The organism is Citrobacter amalonaticus, from assembly GCF_018323885.1.
In the GTDB taxonomy this organism is placed as follows: domain Bacteria; phylum Pseudomonadota; class Gammaproteobacteria; order Enterobacterales; family Enterobacteriaceae; genus Citrobacter_A; species Citrobacter_A amalonaticus.
In genome coordinates, this window is the sequence record NZ_AP024585.1 from 4528591 (window position 1) to 4547330 (window position 18740).

General features: G+C 52.9%; 15 protein-coding genes and 1 pseudogene. 12 read left to right on the forward strand and 4 right to left on the reverse strand.

The window, feature by feature from the left end:
• Positions 1-231: 231 nt before the first annotated feature.
• On the reverse strand, positions 232-1035 hold the full coding sequence (locus KI228_RS21390; RefSeq protein ID WP_044326767.1) for a DeoR/GlpR family DNA-binding transcription regulator: 804 nt from the start codon (positions 1033-1035) through the stop codon (positions 232-234).
• A gap of 32 nt (positions 1036-1067) precedes the next feature.
• Positions 1068-1964: a sugar kinase gene (locus KI228_RS21395; protein WP_061069446.1), complete on the reverse strand. Its 897-nt coding sequence runs from the start codon at positions 1962-1964 to the stop codon at positions 1068-1070.
• Between the two features lie 166 nt (positions 1965-2130).
• Between KI228_RS21395 and yihU the strand changes: the two genes are divergently transcribed.
• From yihU to ompL, 8 genes are all read left to right on the forward strand, one after another.
• Complete coding sequence (gene yihU / locus KI228_RS21400; RefSeq protein WP_042998855.1) at positions 2131-3021, forward strand: sulfolactaldehyde 3-reductase; 891 nt, start codon at positions 2131-2133, stop codon at positions 3019-3021.
• A 20-nt stretch (positions 3022-3041) separates the two neighbouring features.
• A complete protein-coding gene (yihT, locus tag KI228_RS21405) occupies positions 3042-3920 on the forward strand; it encodes a sulfofructosephosphate aldolase (protein WP_042998854.1) in 879 nt (292 codons plus the stop codon).
• Positions 3921-3935: 15 nt separating this feature from the next.
• Positions 3936-5177: a sulfoquinovose isomerase gene (gene yihS / locus KI228_RS21410; RefSeq protein ID WP_044265143.1), complete on the forward strand. Its 1242-nt coding sequence runs from the start codon at positions 3936-3938 to the stop codon at positions 5175-5177.
• Positions 5178-5195: 18 nt separating this feature from the next.
• On the forward strand, positions 5196-6038 hold the full coding sequence (locus tag KI228_RS21415) for an aldose-1-epimerase (RefSeq protein ID WP_042998853.1): 843 nt from the start codon (positions 5196-5198) through the stop codon (positions 6036-6038).
• Positions 6039-6087: 49 nt separating this feature from the next.
• On the forward strand, positions 6088-8124 hold the full coding sequence (locus KI228_RS21420; protein WP_061069445.1) for an alpha-glucosidase: 2037 nt from the start codon (positions 6088-6090) through the stop codon (positions 8122-8124).
• A gap of 45 nt (positions 8125-8169) precedes the next feature.
• Entirely contained in the window at positions 8170-9552 is a 1383-nt protein-coding gene (locus KI228_RS21425; protein ID WP_042998851.1) for an MFS transporter, read from the forward strand.
• A 44-nt stretch (positions 9553-9596) separates the two neighbouring features.
• A complete protein-coding gene (locus KI228_RS21430) occupies positions 9597-11018 on the forward strand; it encodes an MFS transporter (RefSeq protein ID WP_044257152.1) in 1422 nt (473 codons plus the stop codon).
• Between the two features lie 67 nt (positions 11019-11085).
• Positions 11086-11778: a porin OmpL gene (gene ompL, locus KI228_RS21435; RefSeq protein ID WP_099433478.1), complete on the forward strand. Its 693-nt coding sequence runs from the start codon at positions 11086-11088 to the stop codon at positions 11776-11778.
• 61 nt (positions 11779-11839) lie between these two features.
• Here the strand turns inward: ompL and KI228_RS21440 are convergent.
• A pseudogene (locus KI228_RS21440) lies at positions 11840-12022 on the reverse strand (hypothetical protein); the annotation flags it as partial.
• Positions 12023-12112: 90 nt separating this feature from the next.
• Positions 12113-13936: a ribosome-dependent GTPase TypA gene (typA, locus tag KI228_RS21445; RefSeq protein WP_042325427.1), complete on the reverse strand. Its 1824-nt coding sequence runs from the start codon at positions 13934-13936 to the stop codon at positions 12113-12115.
• A gap of 376 nt (positions 13937-14312) precedes the next feature.
• Between typA and glnA the strand changes: the two genes are divergently transcribed.
• From glnA to KI228_RS21465, 4 genes are all read left to right on the forward strand, one after another.
• Positions 14313-15722, forward strand: a complete 1410-nt coding sequence (gene glnA / locus KI228_RS21450; protein WP_042325425.1) for a glutamate--ammonia ligase — start codon at positions 14313-14315, stop codon at positions 15720-15722.
• A gap of 273 nt (positions 15723-15995) precedes the next feature.
• Positions 15996-17045, forward strand: a complete 1050-nt coding sequence (glnL, locus tag KI228_RS21455; protein ID WP_042998848.1) for a nitrogen regulation protein NR(II) — start codon at positions 15996-15998, stop codon at positions 17043-17045.
• Between the two features lie 8 nt (positions 17046-17053).
• Entirely contained in the window at positions 17054-18463 is a 1410-nt protein-coding gene (glnG, locus tag KI228_RS21460; protein WP_042998847.1) for a nitrogen regulation protein NR(I), read from the forward strand.
• A gap of 110 nt (positions 18464-18573) precedes the next feature.
• On the forward strand, positions 18574-18684 hold the full coding sequence (locus KI228_RS21465; RefSeq protein WP_090050632.1) for a YshB family small membrane protein: 111 nt from the start codon (positions 18574-18576) through the stop codon (positions 18682-18684).
• Positions 18685-18740: the final 56 nt, after the last annotated feature.

Consider the following 18740-nt stretch of genomic DNA (forward strand, 5'->3'; position numbering starts at 1 on the left):
AAATAATAAGAGAACATCCATTTATTTATATTATTCCTGGGCGTTTTTTTAATGAATAAAAAGAGTGCGTAACGAGGGTAAAAAAAGCTTACGAATCAATGCACATTAAAAGCACAATTTGATAATTCATGCGAGTTTTAGGATTTTTATACATAATACCAGGACGTTTAACTATTTATATTTTTTGTGATAAGAACCGCCTGAACGGCGGTTTATTTTGAAAGGAGTCTGTTACGGAGAAACGCCATCATCCTGGTCTGGGCTCACCTGAACGATTTCAACCTGATGAGACTGAAGAAGCGTATGCAGAGCCGGGCCAGGGAGTTCATCAGTAAACAACGCGGTTACCGCAGAAACATTGCCAATTTCTACCGCCGCCGAGGCGTGGTATTTCGTATGATCGGCAGCAAGCAGAATATGGCGGGAGTGAGCCATCATCGTCTTCACCACACTGGCCTCATTGACGTCAAATTCCAGCATCGCGCCATCGCTTTCAATCGCCCCGACGCTGGTGACGAGGTAGTCCGCCCGGAAATCAGCGACAAACGCAGTCGCAGAAGGGCCAATAATCCCGCTGTTATGTGGACGCAGCGTTCCACCGGGGACCATCACTTCGAAACGGGGATTGTTATAGAGAATATGCGCAACCCGAAGGCTGTTGGTGATGATACGCAGATGATTGTGGTTCAACAACGCCCGCGCCACCTGCTCTACGGTAGTGCCAATGGTGATGAACACCGTTGAACCATCTGGAATGTAGTCCGCCACCGCTTCCGCGATGGCTTTTTTCTCTTGCGTCCACGAGACTTCACGTTGCTCAAAGGCAGTGTTAACCACGCTGGACGCGCGGCCAGCGCCACCGTGATGACGGGTAATCAGCCCCTGTTCGCTTAATTTACGGATATCACGGCGCACCGTCTGCGTAGAGACATCCAGTAAACCCGCCAGTTCATCAATGTTCATATACCCACGCTCACCAACGAGCGATAGCAACTGATCATGCCGTGGGTTACCGGTCAGTTCGGTAAAACTCATGAAAATTCCTCGAAAAACCATTGCCCTGCATTTTATACAAAAAGTGACAGAAAAGATCGGGTTTGATCACAGTCAGGAATTCCTGCACGTCCTCCCGGTCGGGTACATTTCAGCGCCGCCACCCCACTGGCGAACCTGACCGCGTCTTTCAGTTCGCTTCCTGATGCGAGGCTGAATGCCAGCGCACCGTGGAAAACATCGCCTGCCCCGGTTGTATCCACCACATCCACCGCAAAACCGGCCTGGTGTTGCAGCGTGCCATTTTCTATCCAGTCACACCCTTCACTACCTTGCGTGACGTAGACATGTCCATTTGTGAGCGTTTGTGATTGTTTCAACGCATTGGCGGTCTCATTGATGCCCGTCAGGCGCGCCAGACCCGGGGCCGAAAACACAGCATGATCGCTTAAGGCCACCAGCTCGCTGATGTCCTGAGGCGTCACATCACCATCCAGCAGCGTCTCCACGCCCGCCTGATGCGCCAGCGTAAAGGCCTGCTTTGCCCCTTCATGCCAGCGAACGTCCGCCAGTACGATATCCCACTGGGAAAAGTCGATGTCATTGAGCCAGTCGGCCTCCGCCGGCAAATCGGGGCTCGGGAAATTGACGATAATCCGCTCCCCTTGAGCATCAACCATGATAGCCGATTGCGACGACTTTGCCCCCGCATAACGCCGGGTGTAACGGGTATTGACCCCCAGAGATTCCAGCTCCGCCAACAGGTGTTTTCCGGTGTCGTCATCGCCCACACGGCCAATAAAGTCTACCTGTGCCCCTAACTTCGCCGCTGCCACTGCGGCAGTGGCGGCTGGTCCACCGCCCACCTCGGTATAACGACGCGCCACATATTTACCGCCTACAGCCGGTAACGTTTCTACGTAATAGATGCGATCCAGCACGGTAATACCTACACAAGCAATACGAATCATGGTCGTTCCTTAAGCATTTCGGGATGAGATTATTTTAATTCCACAAAATGTTTAAAAAGTGACGGCTGTCAATTTTTTGACCATAAATTACAAATACGATCAAAAACAGACAGAAACAACCGGTCATAATTGACAAAAAATGACACCACCGTCTCAGGAGAACGATATGGCAGTCATCGCATTTATCGGATTAGGACAGATGGGCGCCCCAATGGCGAGCAACTTACTCAAACAGGGTCACCAACTTAGCGTTTTTGACGTTAACCCCGATGCCGTCCAACGTCTGGTCGAAAAAGGGGCACAACCAGCCCGCTCTCCAGCACAGGCCGCAGAAGGCGCTGAGTTTGTCATCACTATGCTGCCCAACGGCGATCTGGTGCGCAGCGTATTATTGGGCGAAAAAGGCGTTTGCGAACGCCTCTCCCCACAAGCGCTGGTGATCGATATGTCAACCATCCATCCCTTGCAGACTGACAAGCTGATCGCCGACCTTCGCGTTAAAGGCTTCGCCATGATGGATGTCCCGGTCGGGAGAACCTCGGATCACGCCGTTGCCGGTACATTGCTGTTGCTGGCGGGCGGCACACCGGACCAGGTCGAGCGCGCCACACCGGTACTGATGGCAATGGGGAATGAGTTGATTAACGCCGGCGGCCCAGGAATGGGGATCCGCGTGAAGTTGATTAACAACTACATGAGCATTGCGCTGAATGCCCTGTCAGCCGAAGCCGCCGTGCTGTGTGAAGCGCTGGGTCTCTCCTTCGATGTCGCGCTACAGGTCATGAGCGGGACACCCGCAGGTAAAGGTCACTTCACCACCTCGTGGCCGAACAAAGTGCTGAAAGGCGATCTTTCCCCGGCCTTCATGATCGACCTGGCCCACAAAGATCTCGGCATCGCGCTGGATGTCGCCAACCAGCTGCACGTTCCTATGCCGCTCGGCGCGGCGTCCAGGGAAGTTTATAACCAGGCACGAGCCGCTGGCCGTGGGCGGGAAGACTGGACCGCCATTCTTGAACAGGTTCGCACTTCTGCCGGACTGAAAAACCACCATTGACAGGTAAAAAGGACTGAAGAATGACCACGTACACCCTGAAAGATATCACCAGACCTTCCGGCGGTTTCGCCATGCTGGCCGTTGACCAGCGTGAAGCAATGCGCCTGATGTTTGCCGCCGCAGGCACGCCAACGCCGGTCACCGATCAGCATCTCACGGATTTTAAAGTCAATGCTGCAAAAATTCTCTCGCCGTATGCCTCCGCGATCCTGCTTGACCAACAGTTTTGCTACCGCCAGGCGGTAGAGCAGAACGCCGTTGCCAAAAGCTGCGCCATGATTGTCGCCGCCGACGCCTTCATCCCGGGTAATGGCATCCCCGTCGACAGCGTAGTGATTGATAAAACCATCAATCCTCAGGCCGTCAAGCAGGATGGCGCGAAAGCCTTAAAACTGCTGGTGCTCTGGCGCAGTGATGAAGATGCGCAGCAACGTCTTGAAATGGTGAAAGAATTTAATACGTTGTGCCATAGCCAGGGTCTATTGAGCATCATCGAACCGGTAGTCCGTCCGCCGCGTCGCGGCGATCAATTCGATCGTGAACAGGCGATTATCGACGCCGCCAAAGAACTGGGCGACAGCGGCGCCGATCTCTATAAGGTCGAAATGCCGCTGCAGGGTAAAGGCACGCAGCAAGCCCTGCTCAGCGCGTCTCAACACCTGAACGAACACATCAATATGCCGTGGGTCATTCTCTCTTCCGGCGTTGATGAAAAGCTGTTTCCACGCGCGGTCAGCGTTGCGATGAGCGCAGGCGCTTCTGGCTTCCTGGCCGGTCGTGCGGTCTGGTCATCGGTGATTGGCCTGCCGGACAGCGAGATGATGCTGCGTGATGTGTCTGCACCTAAATTGCAACGCTTAGGTGAAATTGTCGATGAAATGATGGCCCGCCGCCGTTAATACGAGGATCAAAGCATGAAATGGTTTAACACCATGAGCCACAACCGCTGGCTGGAGCAAGAAACCGATCGCATCTTCAATTTTGGTAAGAACGCGGCGGTGCCAACCGGATTCGGCTGGCTGGGTAATAAAGGACAGGTCAAAGAAGAGATGGGCACGCACCTGTGGATCACCGCCCGCATGCTGCACGTCTATTCCGTCGCCGCAGCGATGGGCAGACCGGGCGCTTACAGCCTGGTCGATCACGGTATTAAGGCCATGAACGGCGCGCTGCGGGATAAAAAATACGGTGGCTGGTACGCCTGCGTGAATGATGAAGGCGTGGTAGATGCCTCCAAACAGGGATACCAACACTTTTTTGCACTGCTGGGCGCTGCCAGCGCGGTCACCACCGGACACCCTGAGGCCAGGAAACTGCTCGATTACACCATTGAAGTCATTGAGAAATACTTCTGGAGTGAAGAAGAGCAAATGTGCCTGGAATCCTGGGATGAAGCGTTTAGCAAAACCGAAGACTATCGCGGCGGCAATGCCAATATGCACGCCGTTGAAGCCTTCCTGATTGTTTACGACGTCACCCATGACAAAAAATGGCTGGATCGTGCGATCCACATCGCCTCGGTCATCATTCACGATGTCGCCCGCAAAGGGGAATACCGGGTCAATGAGCATTTCGACGTGAACTGGAACCCGGTCCGCGACTACAACAAAGACAATCCCGCCCACCGTTTCCGCGCCTATGGCGGCACGCCAGGCCACTGGATTGAGTGGGGCCGTCTGATGCTGCATATCCACGCCGCGTTAGAAGCGAGAAGCGAACAACCGCCCGCCTGGTTACTGGAAGACGCAAAAGGTCTTTTCCACGCCACCATTCGTGATGCCTGGGCGCCCGACGGCGCTGACGGCATCGTGTACACCGTTGACTGGGATGGCAAACCCATTGTTCGTGAACGGGTGCGCTGGCCGATTGTAGAAGCAATGGGTACCGCCTATGCGCTATATACGGTCACGGGCGATCGCCAGTACGAAACCTGGTATCAGACCTGGTGGGAATACTGCATTAAGTACCTGATGGATTACGAAAATGGTTCCTGGTGGCAGGAGCTGGATGCGGACAACAAGGTCACAACCCGGGTATGGGACGGTAAACAGGATATTTATCACCTGTTGCACTGTCTGGTTATCCCACGTTTACCGCTGGCACCGGGCCTTGCTCCTGCGGTTGCTGCCGGTCTTCTGGATATCAACGCCAGGTAAGCAACGAGGATAGCAGCCATGCATAGCGGTGGAAAAACACTTCATCTTCAGGCCGGGCACTACTGCGCGAAAATAGTCACAGTTGGCGCCGGATTAGCAGAACTGACGCACCGTGGGCGTCACGTCGTTATTCCCCATAAGCCGGAAGAGATACCGTTGGCGCATTTGGGAAAAGTGCTAATACCCTGGCCAAATCGCGTGGCAAAAGGCTGCTATCAACATAACGGCAAGCGCTTCCAGCTTGCTATTAACGATCCGGTTACGCATAGCGCTATTCATGGATTACTGGCCTGGCGGGACTGGCAGATTAATCAGCAGTCAAAAACGGAAGCGTCACTGACGATTTTTCTGCCGCCTTCTTATGGTTATCCCTTTGCGCTGGTTTCAGAGGTGATTTATCGACTGGAGGAAACACACGGGCTGCATGTCTTTATTCGTACGCAGAATCTGAGTGACGAAATCGCACCGTATGGTGCCGGAGCCCATCCCTATTTGACCTGCAATCTGCACCCCATTGATGGTTGTGAATTGACGCTTCCTGCGAGTGAAGAAACAGGTAGTGAACGGGATTTCACAACGCCGCGACGCATTGCAGGAACCTCTATCGATCATACATTCAGGGTCTTGACACCTGAGGTTGAGTGGGAAGTCAGGATGACCTGTGCCTCACAAAACATAACGACTTTTTTACGCAGCCATCAACCCTGGCTGCAGGTATATACCGGCGAGAAATTAGCAAGGCGTGGTCTTGCAGTGGAACCGATGACCTGCCCACCCGATGCCTTTAACTCCGGAACAGGCCTGATTTATCTCGCGCCAGGAGAAACACATCAGATGCATTTTCTCATCGGTAGCGAATAAAAGATTTCCGACAAATTACCGAATTACCCTATTTATTACGGAGACGATGATGAATTCGTTACAACAACGGTCAACCCCTTTAGAGCTGACGACGTTACAGAATGGATTTACGCTAACGTACCACCAGCGATTAATTTTACGTCACAGCGAAGCAGCCCCCTGTCTGTGGGTTGGTGCTGGCGTCGCCGATATCGACATGTTTCGTGGCAACTTCAACATTAAAGACAAACTTAACGAGAAAATTGCCCTGACCGATGCCACGGTCAGTGAATCAGCCGGCGGCTGGCGAGTACGCTTTAGTCGTGGTGATGCCGTCAATGCGACGCTGCATATCTCCACCGATGAAGCGGGTCGTTTGCAACTGTATCTGCACAATGACGATCCCGACCATAACCGTATCTGGCTGAGACTGGCGGCTAACCCGGATGACCATATCTACGGCTGCGGCGAGCAGTTCTCTTACTTCGACCTGCGTGGCAAGCCGTTTCCACTGTGGACCAGCGAACAGGGTGTGGGCCGAAATAAGAATAGCTACGTCACCTGGCAGGCCGACTGCAAAGAGAACGCAGGCGGCGACTACTACTGGACCTTCTTCCCACAACCCACGTTTGTCAGTACGCAGAAGTATTACTGCCACGTTGATAACAGTTGCTACATGAATTTTGACTTCAGCGCGCCGGATTATCACGAACTGGCGTTGTGGGAGGAGAAAACCACCCTGCGTATTGAATGCGCCGACACCTATATCGCGCTGCTGGAAAAACTGACCGCGCTGTTAGGTCGCCAACCAGAATTACCGGACTGGATTTATGATGGCGTCACGCTGGGCATTCAAGGCGGCACCGAAGTGTGCCAGAAGAAACTGGATACGATGCGTCGCGCTGGCGTGAAGGTAAACGGCATCTGGGCGCAGGACTGGTCCGGGATCCGCATGACATCATTCGGTAAGCGCGTGATGTGGAACTGGAAGTGGAACAGCGACAACTATCCACAACTGGACAGCCGTATCAAACAGTGGAACGCCGAAGGCGTGCAGTTCCTTTCATATATCAACCCGTATGTCGCCAGCGATAAAGACCTGTGCGCCGAAGCGGCAAAGCACGGTTATCTGGCAAAAGATACTTCCGGTAATGATTATCTGGTTGAATTTGGTGAGTTTTACGGCGGCGTGGTTGATTTGACCAACCCGGCGGCCTACGACTGGTTCAAAGACGTCATCAAGAAAAACATGATCGCACTCGGCTGCGGCGGCTGGATGGCGGACTTTGGCGAATACCTGCCGACCGACACGGTTCTGCATAACGGCGTCAGCGCGGAGATCATGCATAACGCCTGGCCTGCGCTGTGGGCAAAATGTAACTACGAGGCATTACAGGAAACCGGCAAACTCGGCGAGATCCTGTTCTTTATGCGCGCAGGCTATACCGGCAGTCAGAAATACTCGACCATGATGTGGGCGGGTGACCAGAACGTGGACTGGAGTCTGGACGATGGACTCGCCTCCGTTATTCCCGCTGCCCTGTCGCTGGCTATGAGCGGTCACGGCCTGCACCACAGCGATATTGGCGGCTATACCACTCTGTTTGAGATGAAACGCAGCAAAGAGTTGCTGCTGCGCTGGTGTGATTTCAATGCTTTCACGCCCATGATGCGCACCCACGAAGGTAACCGTCCCGGTGATAACTGGCAGTTTGACAGCGATGAGGAAACCATCGCCCATTTCGCCAGAATGACGACCGTGTTCACGACGTTGAAGCCGTACCTTAAGCAAGCCGTCGCGCAAAACGCCGCAACTGGCTTGCCAGTTATGCGTCCGTTGTTCCTGCATTACGAAAACGATGCGCGCACCTACACCCTGAAATACCAGTACCTGCTGGGGCAAGACCTGCTGGTCGCTCCGGTACATGAGCAGGGCCGCAGCGACTGGACGCTGTATCTGCCGGAGGATCATTGGGTGAATCTCTGGACAGGTGAAACGCAAAGCGGCGGCGAGGTAACCGTGGATGCGCCAGTAGGTAAACCGCCAGTCTTTTATCGCGCGAAAAGTGAGTGGGCGTCGCTGTTTGCATCTTTACGCCACATCTAATAAGGCTCGCCCATGGGAAAACTCATGGGCAAATGAGGGATAATCATGAGTCAAAACATAACCAACCCGGCAACCCTACGCTTGCCCTTTAAGGAAAAACTCGCCTACGGGATGGGTGATTTAGGTTCCAATATTCTTCTGGATATCGGTACGCTCTATTTACTGAAGTTTTATACCGATGTTCTCGGTTTACCGGGCACCTATGGCGGTATCATTTTTCTTATTGCCAAGTTTTTTACCGCGTTTACCGATATGGGAACCGGTATTATGCTCGATTCACGACGTAAAATCGGTCCAAAAGGTAAATTCCGTCCTTTTGTTATGTACGCTGCGTTTCCGGTGACCCTGCTGGCTATCGCTAACTTTGTCGGTACACCGTTTGAAATCACCGGAAAAACGGTCATGGCGACCGTCCTGTTTATGCTCTACGGGCTGTTCTTCAGCATGATGAACTGTTCCTATGGCGCAATGGTGCCCGCCATCACCAAAAACCCGGACGAACGCGCCTCGCTCGCCGCCTGGCGGCAGGGTGGCGCGACGCTTGGCCTGCTGCTGTGCACCGTCGGTTTTGTGCCGGTCATGAACCTGATCGAAGGCAATTCGCAACTGGGGTATATCTTCGCCGCGACGCTGTTCTCGCTGTTCGGGTTGTTCTTTATGTGGTGCTGCTATGCCGGGGTGAAAGAGCGCTATGTCGAAGTGAAACCTGTCGACGCGGCGCAAAAACCGGGATTATTGCAGTCCTTTCGTGCCATCGCCGGTAACCGTCCGCTTTTCATCCTGTGTATTGCCAATCTCTGCACGCTCGGCGCATTTAACGTCAAGCTGGCGATCCAGGTTTATTACACCCAGTACGTGCTGAACGATCCGATTTTGCTGTCGTGGATGGGCTTTTTCAGCATGGGCTGTATCTTCATCGGCGTCTTTTTAATGCCGGGGATGGTGCGTCGCTTTGGCAAGAAAAAGGTCTATATCGGTGGCCTGCTGATCTGGGTTGCAGGCGATCTCCTCAACTACCTCTTCGGCGGAGGCTCGGTCAGTTTTGTCGCGTTCTCCTGCCTGGCATTCTTCGGCTCTGCGTTTGTGAACAGCCTGAACTGGGCGCTGGTTTCCGACACGGTGGAATACGGCGAATGGCGAACTGGCGTGCGTTCTGAAGGGACGGTTTACACCGGTTTTACGTTCTTCCGTAAGGTTTCACAGGCGCTGGCCGGCTTCTTCCCGGGATGGATGCTGACCCAAATTGGCTATGTGCCTAACGTGGTGCAATCGGCGGGAACGGTCGAGGGGTTACGGCAGCTGATCTTTATTTATCCCTGTGCGCTGGCGGTCGTCACCATCATTGCAATGGGCTGTTTCTACAATCTCAACGAAAAAATGTATATCCGTATCGTTGGCGAAATCGAAGCCCGTAAACAAACGATTTAAAACAATAATATCCAACGCCCTACGGGGCGTTATGAGAGGCGATTATGTCTGACCATGATCCGCTAACGCTGAAACTGAGCCTGCGTGAGAAGTGCGCCTACGGCATAGGTGATTTTGGCTCAAACCTGATGCTGTGTATCGGGACGCTGTATCTGCTTAAGTTTTATACCGATGTGCTGGGGATGCCTGCGTATTACGGCGGCATAATCTTCCTGGTGGCGAAGTTCTTTACTGCCTTTACCGATATATTAACCGGTGTATTGCTGGATTCACGCCGTAATATTGGTGTAATGGGTAAATTCCGCCCCTTCATACTTTATGCCTCTTTTCCCGTGGCGCTGGTTGCCAGCGCGCAGTTCTTTGCCACGGACTTTACCTTAACGGTGAAGACGACGCTGGCCACCCTCCTGTTTATGCTGTTTGGTTTGTTTTATAGCCTTATGAACTGCTCTTATGGTGCAATGGTGCCAGCTATCACCAAAAACCCGCACGAACGCGCCCAGCTTGCCGCCTGGCGCCAGGGCGGCGCAACCATTGGTCTGCTGCTGTGTACCGTCGGCTTTATGCCGATTCAGGCGTTGTTTACCCGTTCGCCATCGTTGGGCTATTTAATTGCCGCGCTGATTTTCTCCGTGTGCGGACTGTTCAGTATGTGGTGGTGTTTCCGTGGCGTTAAGGAACGTTACATCGAAATCGTGCCAGATCACCATAAGCCTGGCATTCTCAAGTCGTTCTGCGCGATTTTCCGCAACCCACCTCTGTTAGTGCTGTGTATTGCCAATCTGTGTACGCTGGCAGCGTTCAACATCAAACTGGCGATCCAGGTCTATTACACACAGTACGTTCTGAACGATATCCATTTGCTCTCATGGATGGGCTTCTTCAGCATGGGGTGCATTCTGGCAGGTGTACTGTTAGTACCCATGACCGTAAGGCGTTTCGGTAAAAAACAGGTTTATCTCGGAGGGCTAACACTCTGGGCAGTTGGGGATATCCTGAATTTCTTTTGGGGCGGAACCTCCTTTTTATTCGTCACCTTTTCTTGTGTAGCCTTCTTCGGTACCGCCTTCGTGAACAGCCTGAACTGGGCACTGGTGCCGGATACCGTGGATTACGGCGAATGGAAAACGGGGATTCGCGCAGAAGGTTCCGTCTATACCGGATATACCTTTTCGCGCAAGATTTCCGCTGCGTTGGCGGGGTTCCTGCCCGGAATGATGTTGACCCAGATTGGTTATATCCCCAACATCGCGCAAAGCGACGCGACCTTACTGGGATTACGCCAGTTAATTTTTCTCTGGCCCTGTGGTCTGGCGATTATTGCTGCACTGACCATGGGTTTCTTTTATAAGCTTAACGAGGCGCGTTTCGCTTTTATTATTGAGGAAATAAATCAACGAAAAAAGAACAACACTCGTTCTGACGTAACCAATAACAATAAAAACATCGCTACTGTAAATCTTTAAACAAATCTTGCCGCTATTTCCATCCAGATGGATGGCGGCTTCCCTACGCTTAAAAAACGGATTTATGATGAAAACATTACATACTCTCATTCTGTTATCTTCAGTGATATCCACCTCTGTAGTTGCTGGCGCTTATGTCGAAAACCGGGAGGCGTATAATCTGGCATCCGATCAACAAGAGATCATGCTGCGCGTTGGCTATAACTTTGACATGGGTGCGGGCATTATGCTCACTAATACCTATACGCTCCAGCGTGAAGACGAGTTAAAACACGGCTATAACGAGATCGAGGGCTGGTATCCGCTCTTCAAACCCACGGATAGATTAACGATCCAACCTGGCGGGTTGATTACCGACAAGAGTATTGGCTCCAGCGGCGCGGTGTATCTGGACGTGAATTACAAGTTTACACCGTGGTTTAATCTGACGGTGCGTAACCGCTACAACCATAATAATTACAGCTCGGTCGATTTAAATGGCGATCGGGATAATAATGATACCTATGAGATCGGCAACTACTGGAACTTTATTATTACCGATAAATTCTCGTATACCTTTGAACCCCACTATTTTATGCGGGTGAATGATTTTAATAGCAGCAATGGCAAGGATCATCACTGGGAAATTACGAATACCTTCCGTTATCGGATCAACCAGAACTGGCTGCCCTACTTCGAACTGCGCTGGCTGGACCGGAACGTAGAACCCTATCACCGCGAACAAAATCAGATTCGCGTTGGGGTTAAATATTTCTTCTGAATAGATTGAGGTAAAGAAAAGCCGCTGAAATCAGCGGCTTTTTTCGTCACAAGATTATCAATTAATCTTCTTTCGGACCACGGTTCGCGCGGCGGCGATCGTTTTCCGTCAGGTGACGTTTACGAATACGGATAGACTGCGGCGTCACTTCTACCAGTTCGTCGTCATCGATGAACTCCAGAGCTTGTTCCAGAGTCATCTTAACCGGCGGAACCAGAACCGTGGCTTCGTCAGTACCGGAAGATTCGCGTTGGGGTTAAATATTTCTTCTGAATAGATTGAGGTAAAGAAAAGCCGCTGAAATCAGCGGCTTTTTTCGTCACAAGATTATCAATTAATCTTCTTTCGGACCACGGTTCGCGCGGCGGCGATCGTTTTCCGTCAGGTGACGTTTACGAATACGGATAGACTGCGGCGTCACTTCTACCAGTTCGTCGTCATCGATGAACTCCAGAGCTTGTTCCAGAGTCATCTTAACCGGCGGAACCAGAACCGTGGCTTCGTCAGTACCGGAAGCACGCATGTTGGTCAGTTTCTTACCGGTCAGGCAGTTTACCGTCAGGTCGTTAGAACGGCTATGAATACCGATGATCTGGCCTTCGTACACTTCAGCACCGTGACCCAGGAACAGCTTACCGCGGTCCTGCAGGCTGAACAGTGCAAACGCAACCGCTTTACCCTGACCGTTGGAGATCAGTACGCCGTTCTGGCGCTGACCCACTTCACCCGGACGTACGTCGTCGTAGTGGCTGAAGGTGGAGTACAGCAGACCGGTACCGGAGGTCATGGTCATGAATTCTGAACGGAAGCCGATCAGACCACGGCTTGGAATCACGTAGTCGAGACGTACGCGGCCTTTGCCATCTGGATTCATATTTTTCAGGTCGCCTTTACGCTCGCCCAGTGCCTGCATGACAGAACCCTGGTGCTGCTCTTCAACGTCCAGCGTCACGTTCTCGAACGGCTCTTGTTTACGACCATCGATTTCGCGGAAGATAACTTTCGGACGGGAAACCGCCATTTCGAAACCTTCACGACGCATGTTTTCGATCAGAACAGACAGGTGCAGCTCACCACGACCGGATACACGGAACGCGTCCGCATCTTCAGTTTCTTCAACACGCAGTGCAACGTTGTGCACCAGCTCTTTGTTCAGGCGGTCAAGGATCTGACGAGAGGTAACGTATTTACCTTCTTTGCCACAGAACGGAGAGGTGTTGACGTTGAAGAACATGGTGACGGTCGGTTCATCAACAGACAGTGCCGGCAGCGCTTCCACATTCTGCGGATCGCAGATGGTGTCAGAGATGTTCAGCTCGCCCAGACCGGTGATCGCGATGATGTCGCCTGCTTCTGCCAGATCGCTATCGATACGCTCCAGACCCAGGTGAGTCAGGACTTTACCGACTTTACCGTTGCGAGTTTTGCCTTCGCTATCCACGATAGTAATCTGCTGGTTCGGCTTCACTTTACCGCGTTTGATGCGGCCGATACCGATAACGCCAACGTAGTTGTTGTAGTCCAGCTGAGAGATCTGCATCTGGAACGGACCATCAAGGTCAACGTCCGGCGCAGGTACGTGGTCGACAATCGCCTGATACAGCGGGGTCATGTCTTCCGCCATATCTTCGTGATCCAGACCAGCAATACCGTTCAGCGCAGAAGCGTAGATGATCGGGAAATCCAGCTGTTCGTCGGTCGCGTCGAGGTTCACAAACAGGTCAAATACCTGATCGACAACCCAGTCCGGACGCGCGCCAGGACGGTCAACTTTGTTGATGACCACGATCGGCTTCAGGCCATGCGCAAAGGCTTTTTTGGTCACGAAGCGCGTCTGCGGCATTGGGCCGTCAAATGCGTCAACCACCAGCAGCACAGAGTCAACCATGGACATGACACGCTCAACTTCACCACCGAAGTCTGCGTGCCCAGGGGTATCAACGATGTTGATACGATAATCATTCCATTTGATAGCGGTGTTTTTCGCGAGGATGGTAATCCCACGCTCTTTCTCCAAATCGTTGGAGTCCATCACACGCTCTTGAGTTTCGGCACGAGAGTCGAACGTACCGGATTGCTGCAGCAGCTTATCAACCAGGGTAGTTTTACCATGGTCGACGTGCGCGATGATGGCGATGTTACGCAAATTTTCGATCACAACTTTGCCTCAGGCATTAGAAATAGCGCGTTATTGTACACGGATTAATCGCACTACAAAACAGGATCACAAACATCCTCCGCAAACAAGTATTGCAGAGTTTCTTTGTGATCGCTTTCACGGAGCGTTAAAAGGGTTATGCACGGTCCATTGCACCAATATGGTGCTTAATGTTCACATTAAAGCACTATACTGGTGCAACATACACGGCATGGTGCAACCCTTTTGCACGATGGTGCGCATGATAACGCCTTTTAGGGGCAATTTAAAAGTTGGCACAGATTTCGCTTTATCTTTTTTACGGCGACACGGCCAATGATTAAAGAATTGAACACCTCGTTACCACGACGACTATGACCAATCTGGAGAGTTAAGTATGTCCGCTGAACACGTTTTGACGATGCTGAATGAGCACGAAGTGAAGTTTGTTGATTTGCGCTTCACTGATACCAAAGGTAAAGAACAGCACGTCACGATTCCTGCTCATCAGGTAAATGCCGAATTCTTCGAAGAAGGCAAAATGTTTGACGGCTCTTCGATTGGTGGCTGGAAAGGCATCAATGAATCCGACATGGTGCTGATGCCGGATGCTTCTACCGCAGTCATCGACCCGTTCTTCGCGGATTCTACGCTGATCATCCGTTGTGACATCCTGGAACCTGGTACCCTGCAAGGCTATGATCGCGACCCGCGCTCTATCGCCAAGCGTGCTGAAGAATACCTGCGCTCCACCGGCATCGCGGATACCGTTCTGTTTGGGCCAGAACCAGAATTCTTCCTGTTTGACGATATCCGTTTCGGCGCGTCAATTTCCGGTTCTCACGTGGCTATCGATGACATCGAAGGTGCCTGGAACTCCTCCACCCAGTACGAAGGTGGTAACAAAGGTCACCGTCCGGCAGTAAAAGGCGGCTACTTCCCGGTTCCACCAGTAGATTCTGCTCAGGACATCCGTTCTGAAATGTGTCTGGTGATGGAGCAAATGGGCCTGGTCGTTGAAGCTCACCACCATGAAGTGGCCACTGCGGGTCAGAACGAAGTGGCAACCCGCTTCAACACCATGACCAAAAAAGCGGACGAAATTCAGATCTACAAATATGTGGTACACAACGTCGCTCACCGCTTCGGCAAAACCGCGACCTTTATGCCAAAACCGATGTTCGGCGATAACGGTTCCGGTATGCACTGCCACATGTCCCTGTCCAAGAACGGTACCAACCTGTTCTCTGGCGACAAATATGCGGGCCTGTCTGAGCAAGCGCTGTACTACATCGGCGGCGTAATCAAACACGCTAAAGCGATTAACGCCCTTGCGAACCCGACCACCAACTCATACAAGCGTCTGGTCCCGGGCTACGAAGCACCGGTTATGCTGGCTTACTCTGCCCGTAACCGTTCTGCCTCTATCCGTATTCCAGTGGTCGCGTCTCCAAAAGCACGTCGTATCGAAGTCCGTTTCCCGGATCCGGCAGCGAACCCGTACCTGTGCTTTGCAGCACTGCTGATGGCCGGTCTTGACGGCATTAAGAACAAGATCCACCCTGGCGAAGCCATGGACAAAAACCTGTACGACCTGCCGCCGGAAGAAGCGAAAGAGATCCCACAGGTTGCAGGTTCTCTGGAAGAAGCACTGAACGAGCTGAACCTGGATCGCGAGTTCCTGAAAGCGGGCGGCGTGTTCACTGATGAAGCTATCGATGCTTACATCGCGCTGCGTATTGAAGAAAACGACCGCGTACGCATGACGCCGCACCCGGTAGAGTTTGAGCTGTACTACAGCGTTTAACTGTATCTTAAAAGCCCGACGAATTTCGCGTTGCGGCAAGGCGGCAACGGAGCGAATCCCCAGGAACAGAGATAACGATGTGACTGGGGTGAGCGAAGGTAGCCAACGCAGCAGCAGCGTGAAAGGCGTCAGGTGTTTTTTAGTTGCCGTGGAAACTTTTAGCCCATCTCACGATGGGCTTTTTTCACCGTCAACAATCTGATCCTTCGCGCTTTTTCTACATAAAAAGCTATAATGCACTAAATTGGTGCAAATTTTTCAGGAGACTGCTGTATGGCAACAGGCACGCTGCCCGATGCTGGGCAGATCCTCAATTCTTTAATCAACAGCATCTTACTGGTCGACGATGAGCTGGCGGTGCATTACGCCAACCCGGCCGCGCAGCAGTTACTCGCCCAAAGCTCCCGCAAACTGTTTGGTACGCCGCTTCCTGAACTCCTGAGCTATTTTTCTTTGAATATCGAACTGATGCGTGAAAGCTTAGAGGCGGGACAAGGGTTTACCGACAATGAGGTCACGTTGGTGATTGATGGGCGTTCACACATTCTGTCGCTCACCGCGCAGCGTTTGCCAGACGGCCAGATCCTGCTCGAAATGGCGCCGATGGATAATCAGCGCCGCCTGAGCCAGGAGCAGCTACAGCACGCTCAGCAGGTCGCTGCGCGCGATCTGGTGCGAGGACTGGCACACGAGATTAAAAACCCGCTCGGTGGCTTACGCGGCGCTGCACAGCTATTAAGTAAAGCCCTGCCCGACCCGGCGCTGCTGGAATACACCAAAGTCATTATTGAACAGGCTGATCGACTGCGTAATCTGGTCGACAGGCTGTTGGGCCCGCAGATGCCGGGAACGCATGTCACGGAAAGCATTCATAAGGTGGCAGAGCGCGTGGTGGCGCTGGTTTCTATGGAATTACCGGCCAACGTCACGCTGGTCCGCGATTACGATCCCAGCCTACCGGAATTGCCGCACGACCCGGAACAGATCGAGCAGGTGTTGTTGAATATTGTCCGTAATGCATTGCAGGCTCTGGGGGCAGACGGTGGGGAGATTGTGCTACGTACCCGTACCGCGTTCCAGCTCACGCTGCACGGCGAGCGCTATCGCCTGGCGGCGCGTATCGACGTCGAAGATAACGGACCGGGGATTCCTTCCCACTTACAGGATACGCTGTTTTACCCCATGGTCAGCGGCCGCGAAGGCGGCACCGGGCTGGGATTATCCATCGCCCGTAATTTGATCGATCAGCATTCCGGCAAAATTGAATTTACCAGTTGGCCAGGCCATACCGAGTTCTCGGTTTATCTGCCGATTCGGAAATAGAGGTGCTTATGCAACGAGGGATAGTCTGGGTAGTCGATGACGATAGTTCCATCCGTTGGGTGCTTGAACGTGCTCTCGCCGGGGCGGGTCTGAGTTGTACGACCTTTGAAAACGGCAACGACGTGCTGGGCGCGCTGGCGAGCAAAACGCCGGACGTACTGTTGTCCGACATTCGCATGCCGGGGATGGACGGACTGGCGCTGTTAAAACAGATTAAACAGCGTCATCCAATGCTGCCGGTCATCATAATGACTGCGCATTCCGATCTGGATGCTGCCGTCAGCGCCTATCAGCAAGGGGCGTTTGATTATCTGCCGAAACCCTTTGATATCGATGAAGCGGTAGCGCTGGTTGAACGCGCCATCAGCCATTATCAGGAACAGCAGCAGCCGCGCAATATTCAGATCAACGGCCCGACAACCGACATCATCGGTGAAGCGCCGGCCATGCAGGATGTATTTCGTATTATCGGGCGGCTCTCGCGTTCCTCCATCAGCGTGTTGATTAACGGGGAGTCCGGGACGGGTAAAGAACTGGTCGCCCATGCCCTGCACCGCCACAGCCCACGCGCCAAAGCGCCGTTTATCGCGCTCAACATGGCGGCGATTCCGAAAGATTTGATCGAATCCGAGCTGTTTGGTCATGAAAAAGGGGCATTTACCGGAGCGAATACCATTCGTCAGGGACGCTTCGAACAGGCCGATGGCGGCACGCTGTTTCTTGATGAGATTGGCGATATGCCGCTGGATGTGCAGACCCGTCTTTTGCGCGTATTAGCCGACGGACAGTTTTATCGCGTTGGCGGCTATGCGCCGGTGAAGGTGGACGTGCGAATCATCGCCGCGACTCACCAGAACCTGGAACTGCGTGTGCAGGAAGGCAAGTTTCGTGAGGATTTATTCCATCGTCTGAACGTCATCCGCGTACACCTGCCGCCGTTGCGCGAGCGCCGGGAGGATATTCCGCGCCTGGCCCGCCACTTCCTGCAGGTTGCAGCGCGCGAACTGGGCGTAGAAGCTAAGTTATTGCACCCGGAAACCGAAGCGGCGCTGACGCGGCTGGCATGGCCGGGTAACGTTCGCCAACTGGAAAATACCTGTCGCTGGTTAACCGTAATGGCGGCTGGACAAGAGGTATTAATTCAGGATCTCCCCGCTGAACTGTTCGAAGCCACCGCGCCCGAAAGCCCGTCGCATCTCCAGCCGGACAGTTGGGCCACGCTTCTGGCGCAGTGGGCGGATCGGGCGCTGCGATCCGGTCATCAAAACCTGCTGTCGGAAGCGCAACCTGAAATGGAGCGCACGTTGCTGACCACAGCACTACGCCATACACAGGGCCATAAACAGGAAGCGGCACGCTTGCTCGGATGGGGGCGTAATACCCTGACGCGTAAGTTGAAAGAGCTGGGAATGGAGTAACGTCACACGGTTGTGTAAAGATTAATAATTGAGCGCAAATTGCCGTTATTTTGCACTTTACTGTTCCGATGAGTTCAGTATGATCGTGCCCGGCAAACGGGGGACAAAACATGCTGGAATCGATTATAAATCTGCTATCAAGCGGAGCGGTCGACAGCCATACGCCACAAACTGCGGTTGCCGCAGTACTGTGCGCCGCGCTGGTTGGGCTGTTCAGCTAACACTGTGCCGGATGGCGCTATGCTTATCTGGCTTACAGGTAACATCAATCGTAGGC

Excerpts from the sequence above, each read along its gene's own strand:
- KI228_RS21390 (WP_044326767.1), bottom strand. The coding sequence starts at position 1,035 with ATGAGTTTTACCGAACTGACCGGTAACCCACGGCATGATCAGTTGCTA.
- KI228_RS21395 (WP_061069446.1), bottom strand. The coding sequence starts at position 1,964 with ATGATTCGTATTGCTTGTGTAGGTATTACCGTGCTGGATCGCATCTAT.
- yihU (WP_042998855.1), top strand. The coding sequence starts at position 2,131 with ATGGCAGTCATCGCATTTATCGGATTAGGACAGATGGGCGCCCCAATG.
- yihT (WP_042998854.1), top strand. The coding sequence starts at position 3,042 with ATGACCACGTACACCCTGAAAGATATCACCAGACCTTCCGGCGGTTTC.
- yihS (WP_044265143.1), top strand. The coding sequence starts at position 3,936 with ATGAAATGGTTTAACACCATGAGCCACAACCGCTGGCTGGAGCAAGAA.
- KI228_RS21415 (WP_042998853.1), top strand. The coding sequence starts at position 5,196 with ATGCATAGCGGTGGAAAAACACTTCATCTTCAGGCCGGGCACTACTGC.
- KI228_RS21420 (WP_061069445.1), top strand. The coding sequence starts at position 6,088 with ATGAATTCGTTACAACAACGGTCAACCCCTTTAGAGCTGACGACGTTA.
- KI228_RS21425 (WP_042998851.1), top strand. The coding sequence starts at position 8,170 with ATGAGTCAAAACATAACCAACCCGGCAACCCTACGCTTGCCCTTTAAG.
- KI228_RS21430 (WP_044257152.1), top strand. The coding sequence starts at position 9,597 with ATGTCTGACCATGATCCGCTAACGCTGAAACTGAGCCTGCGTGAGAAG.
- ompL (WP_099433478.1), top strand. The coding sequence starts at position 11,086 with ATGAAAACATTACATACTCTCATTCTGTTATCTTCAGTGATATCCACC.
- glnA (WP_042325425.1), top strand. The coding sequence starts at position 14,313 with ATGTCCGCTGAACACGTTTTGACGATGCTGAATGAGCACGAAGTGAAG.
- glnL (WP_042998848.1), top strand. The coding sequence starts at position 15,996 with ATGGCAACAGGCACGCTGCCCGATGCTGGGCAGATCCTCAATTCTTTA.
- glnG (WP_042998847.1), top strand. The coding sequence starts at position 17,054 with ATGCAACGAGGGATAGTCTGGGTAGTCGATGACGATAGTTCCATCCGT.
- KI228_RS21465 (WP_090050632.1), top strand. The coding sequence starts at position 18,574 with ATGCTGGAATCGATTATAAATCTGCTATCAAGCGGAGCGGTCGACAGC.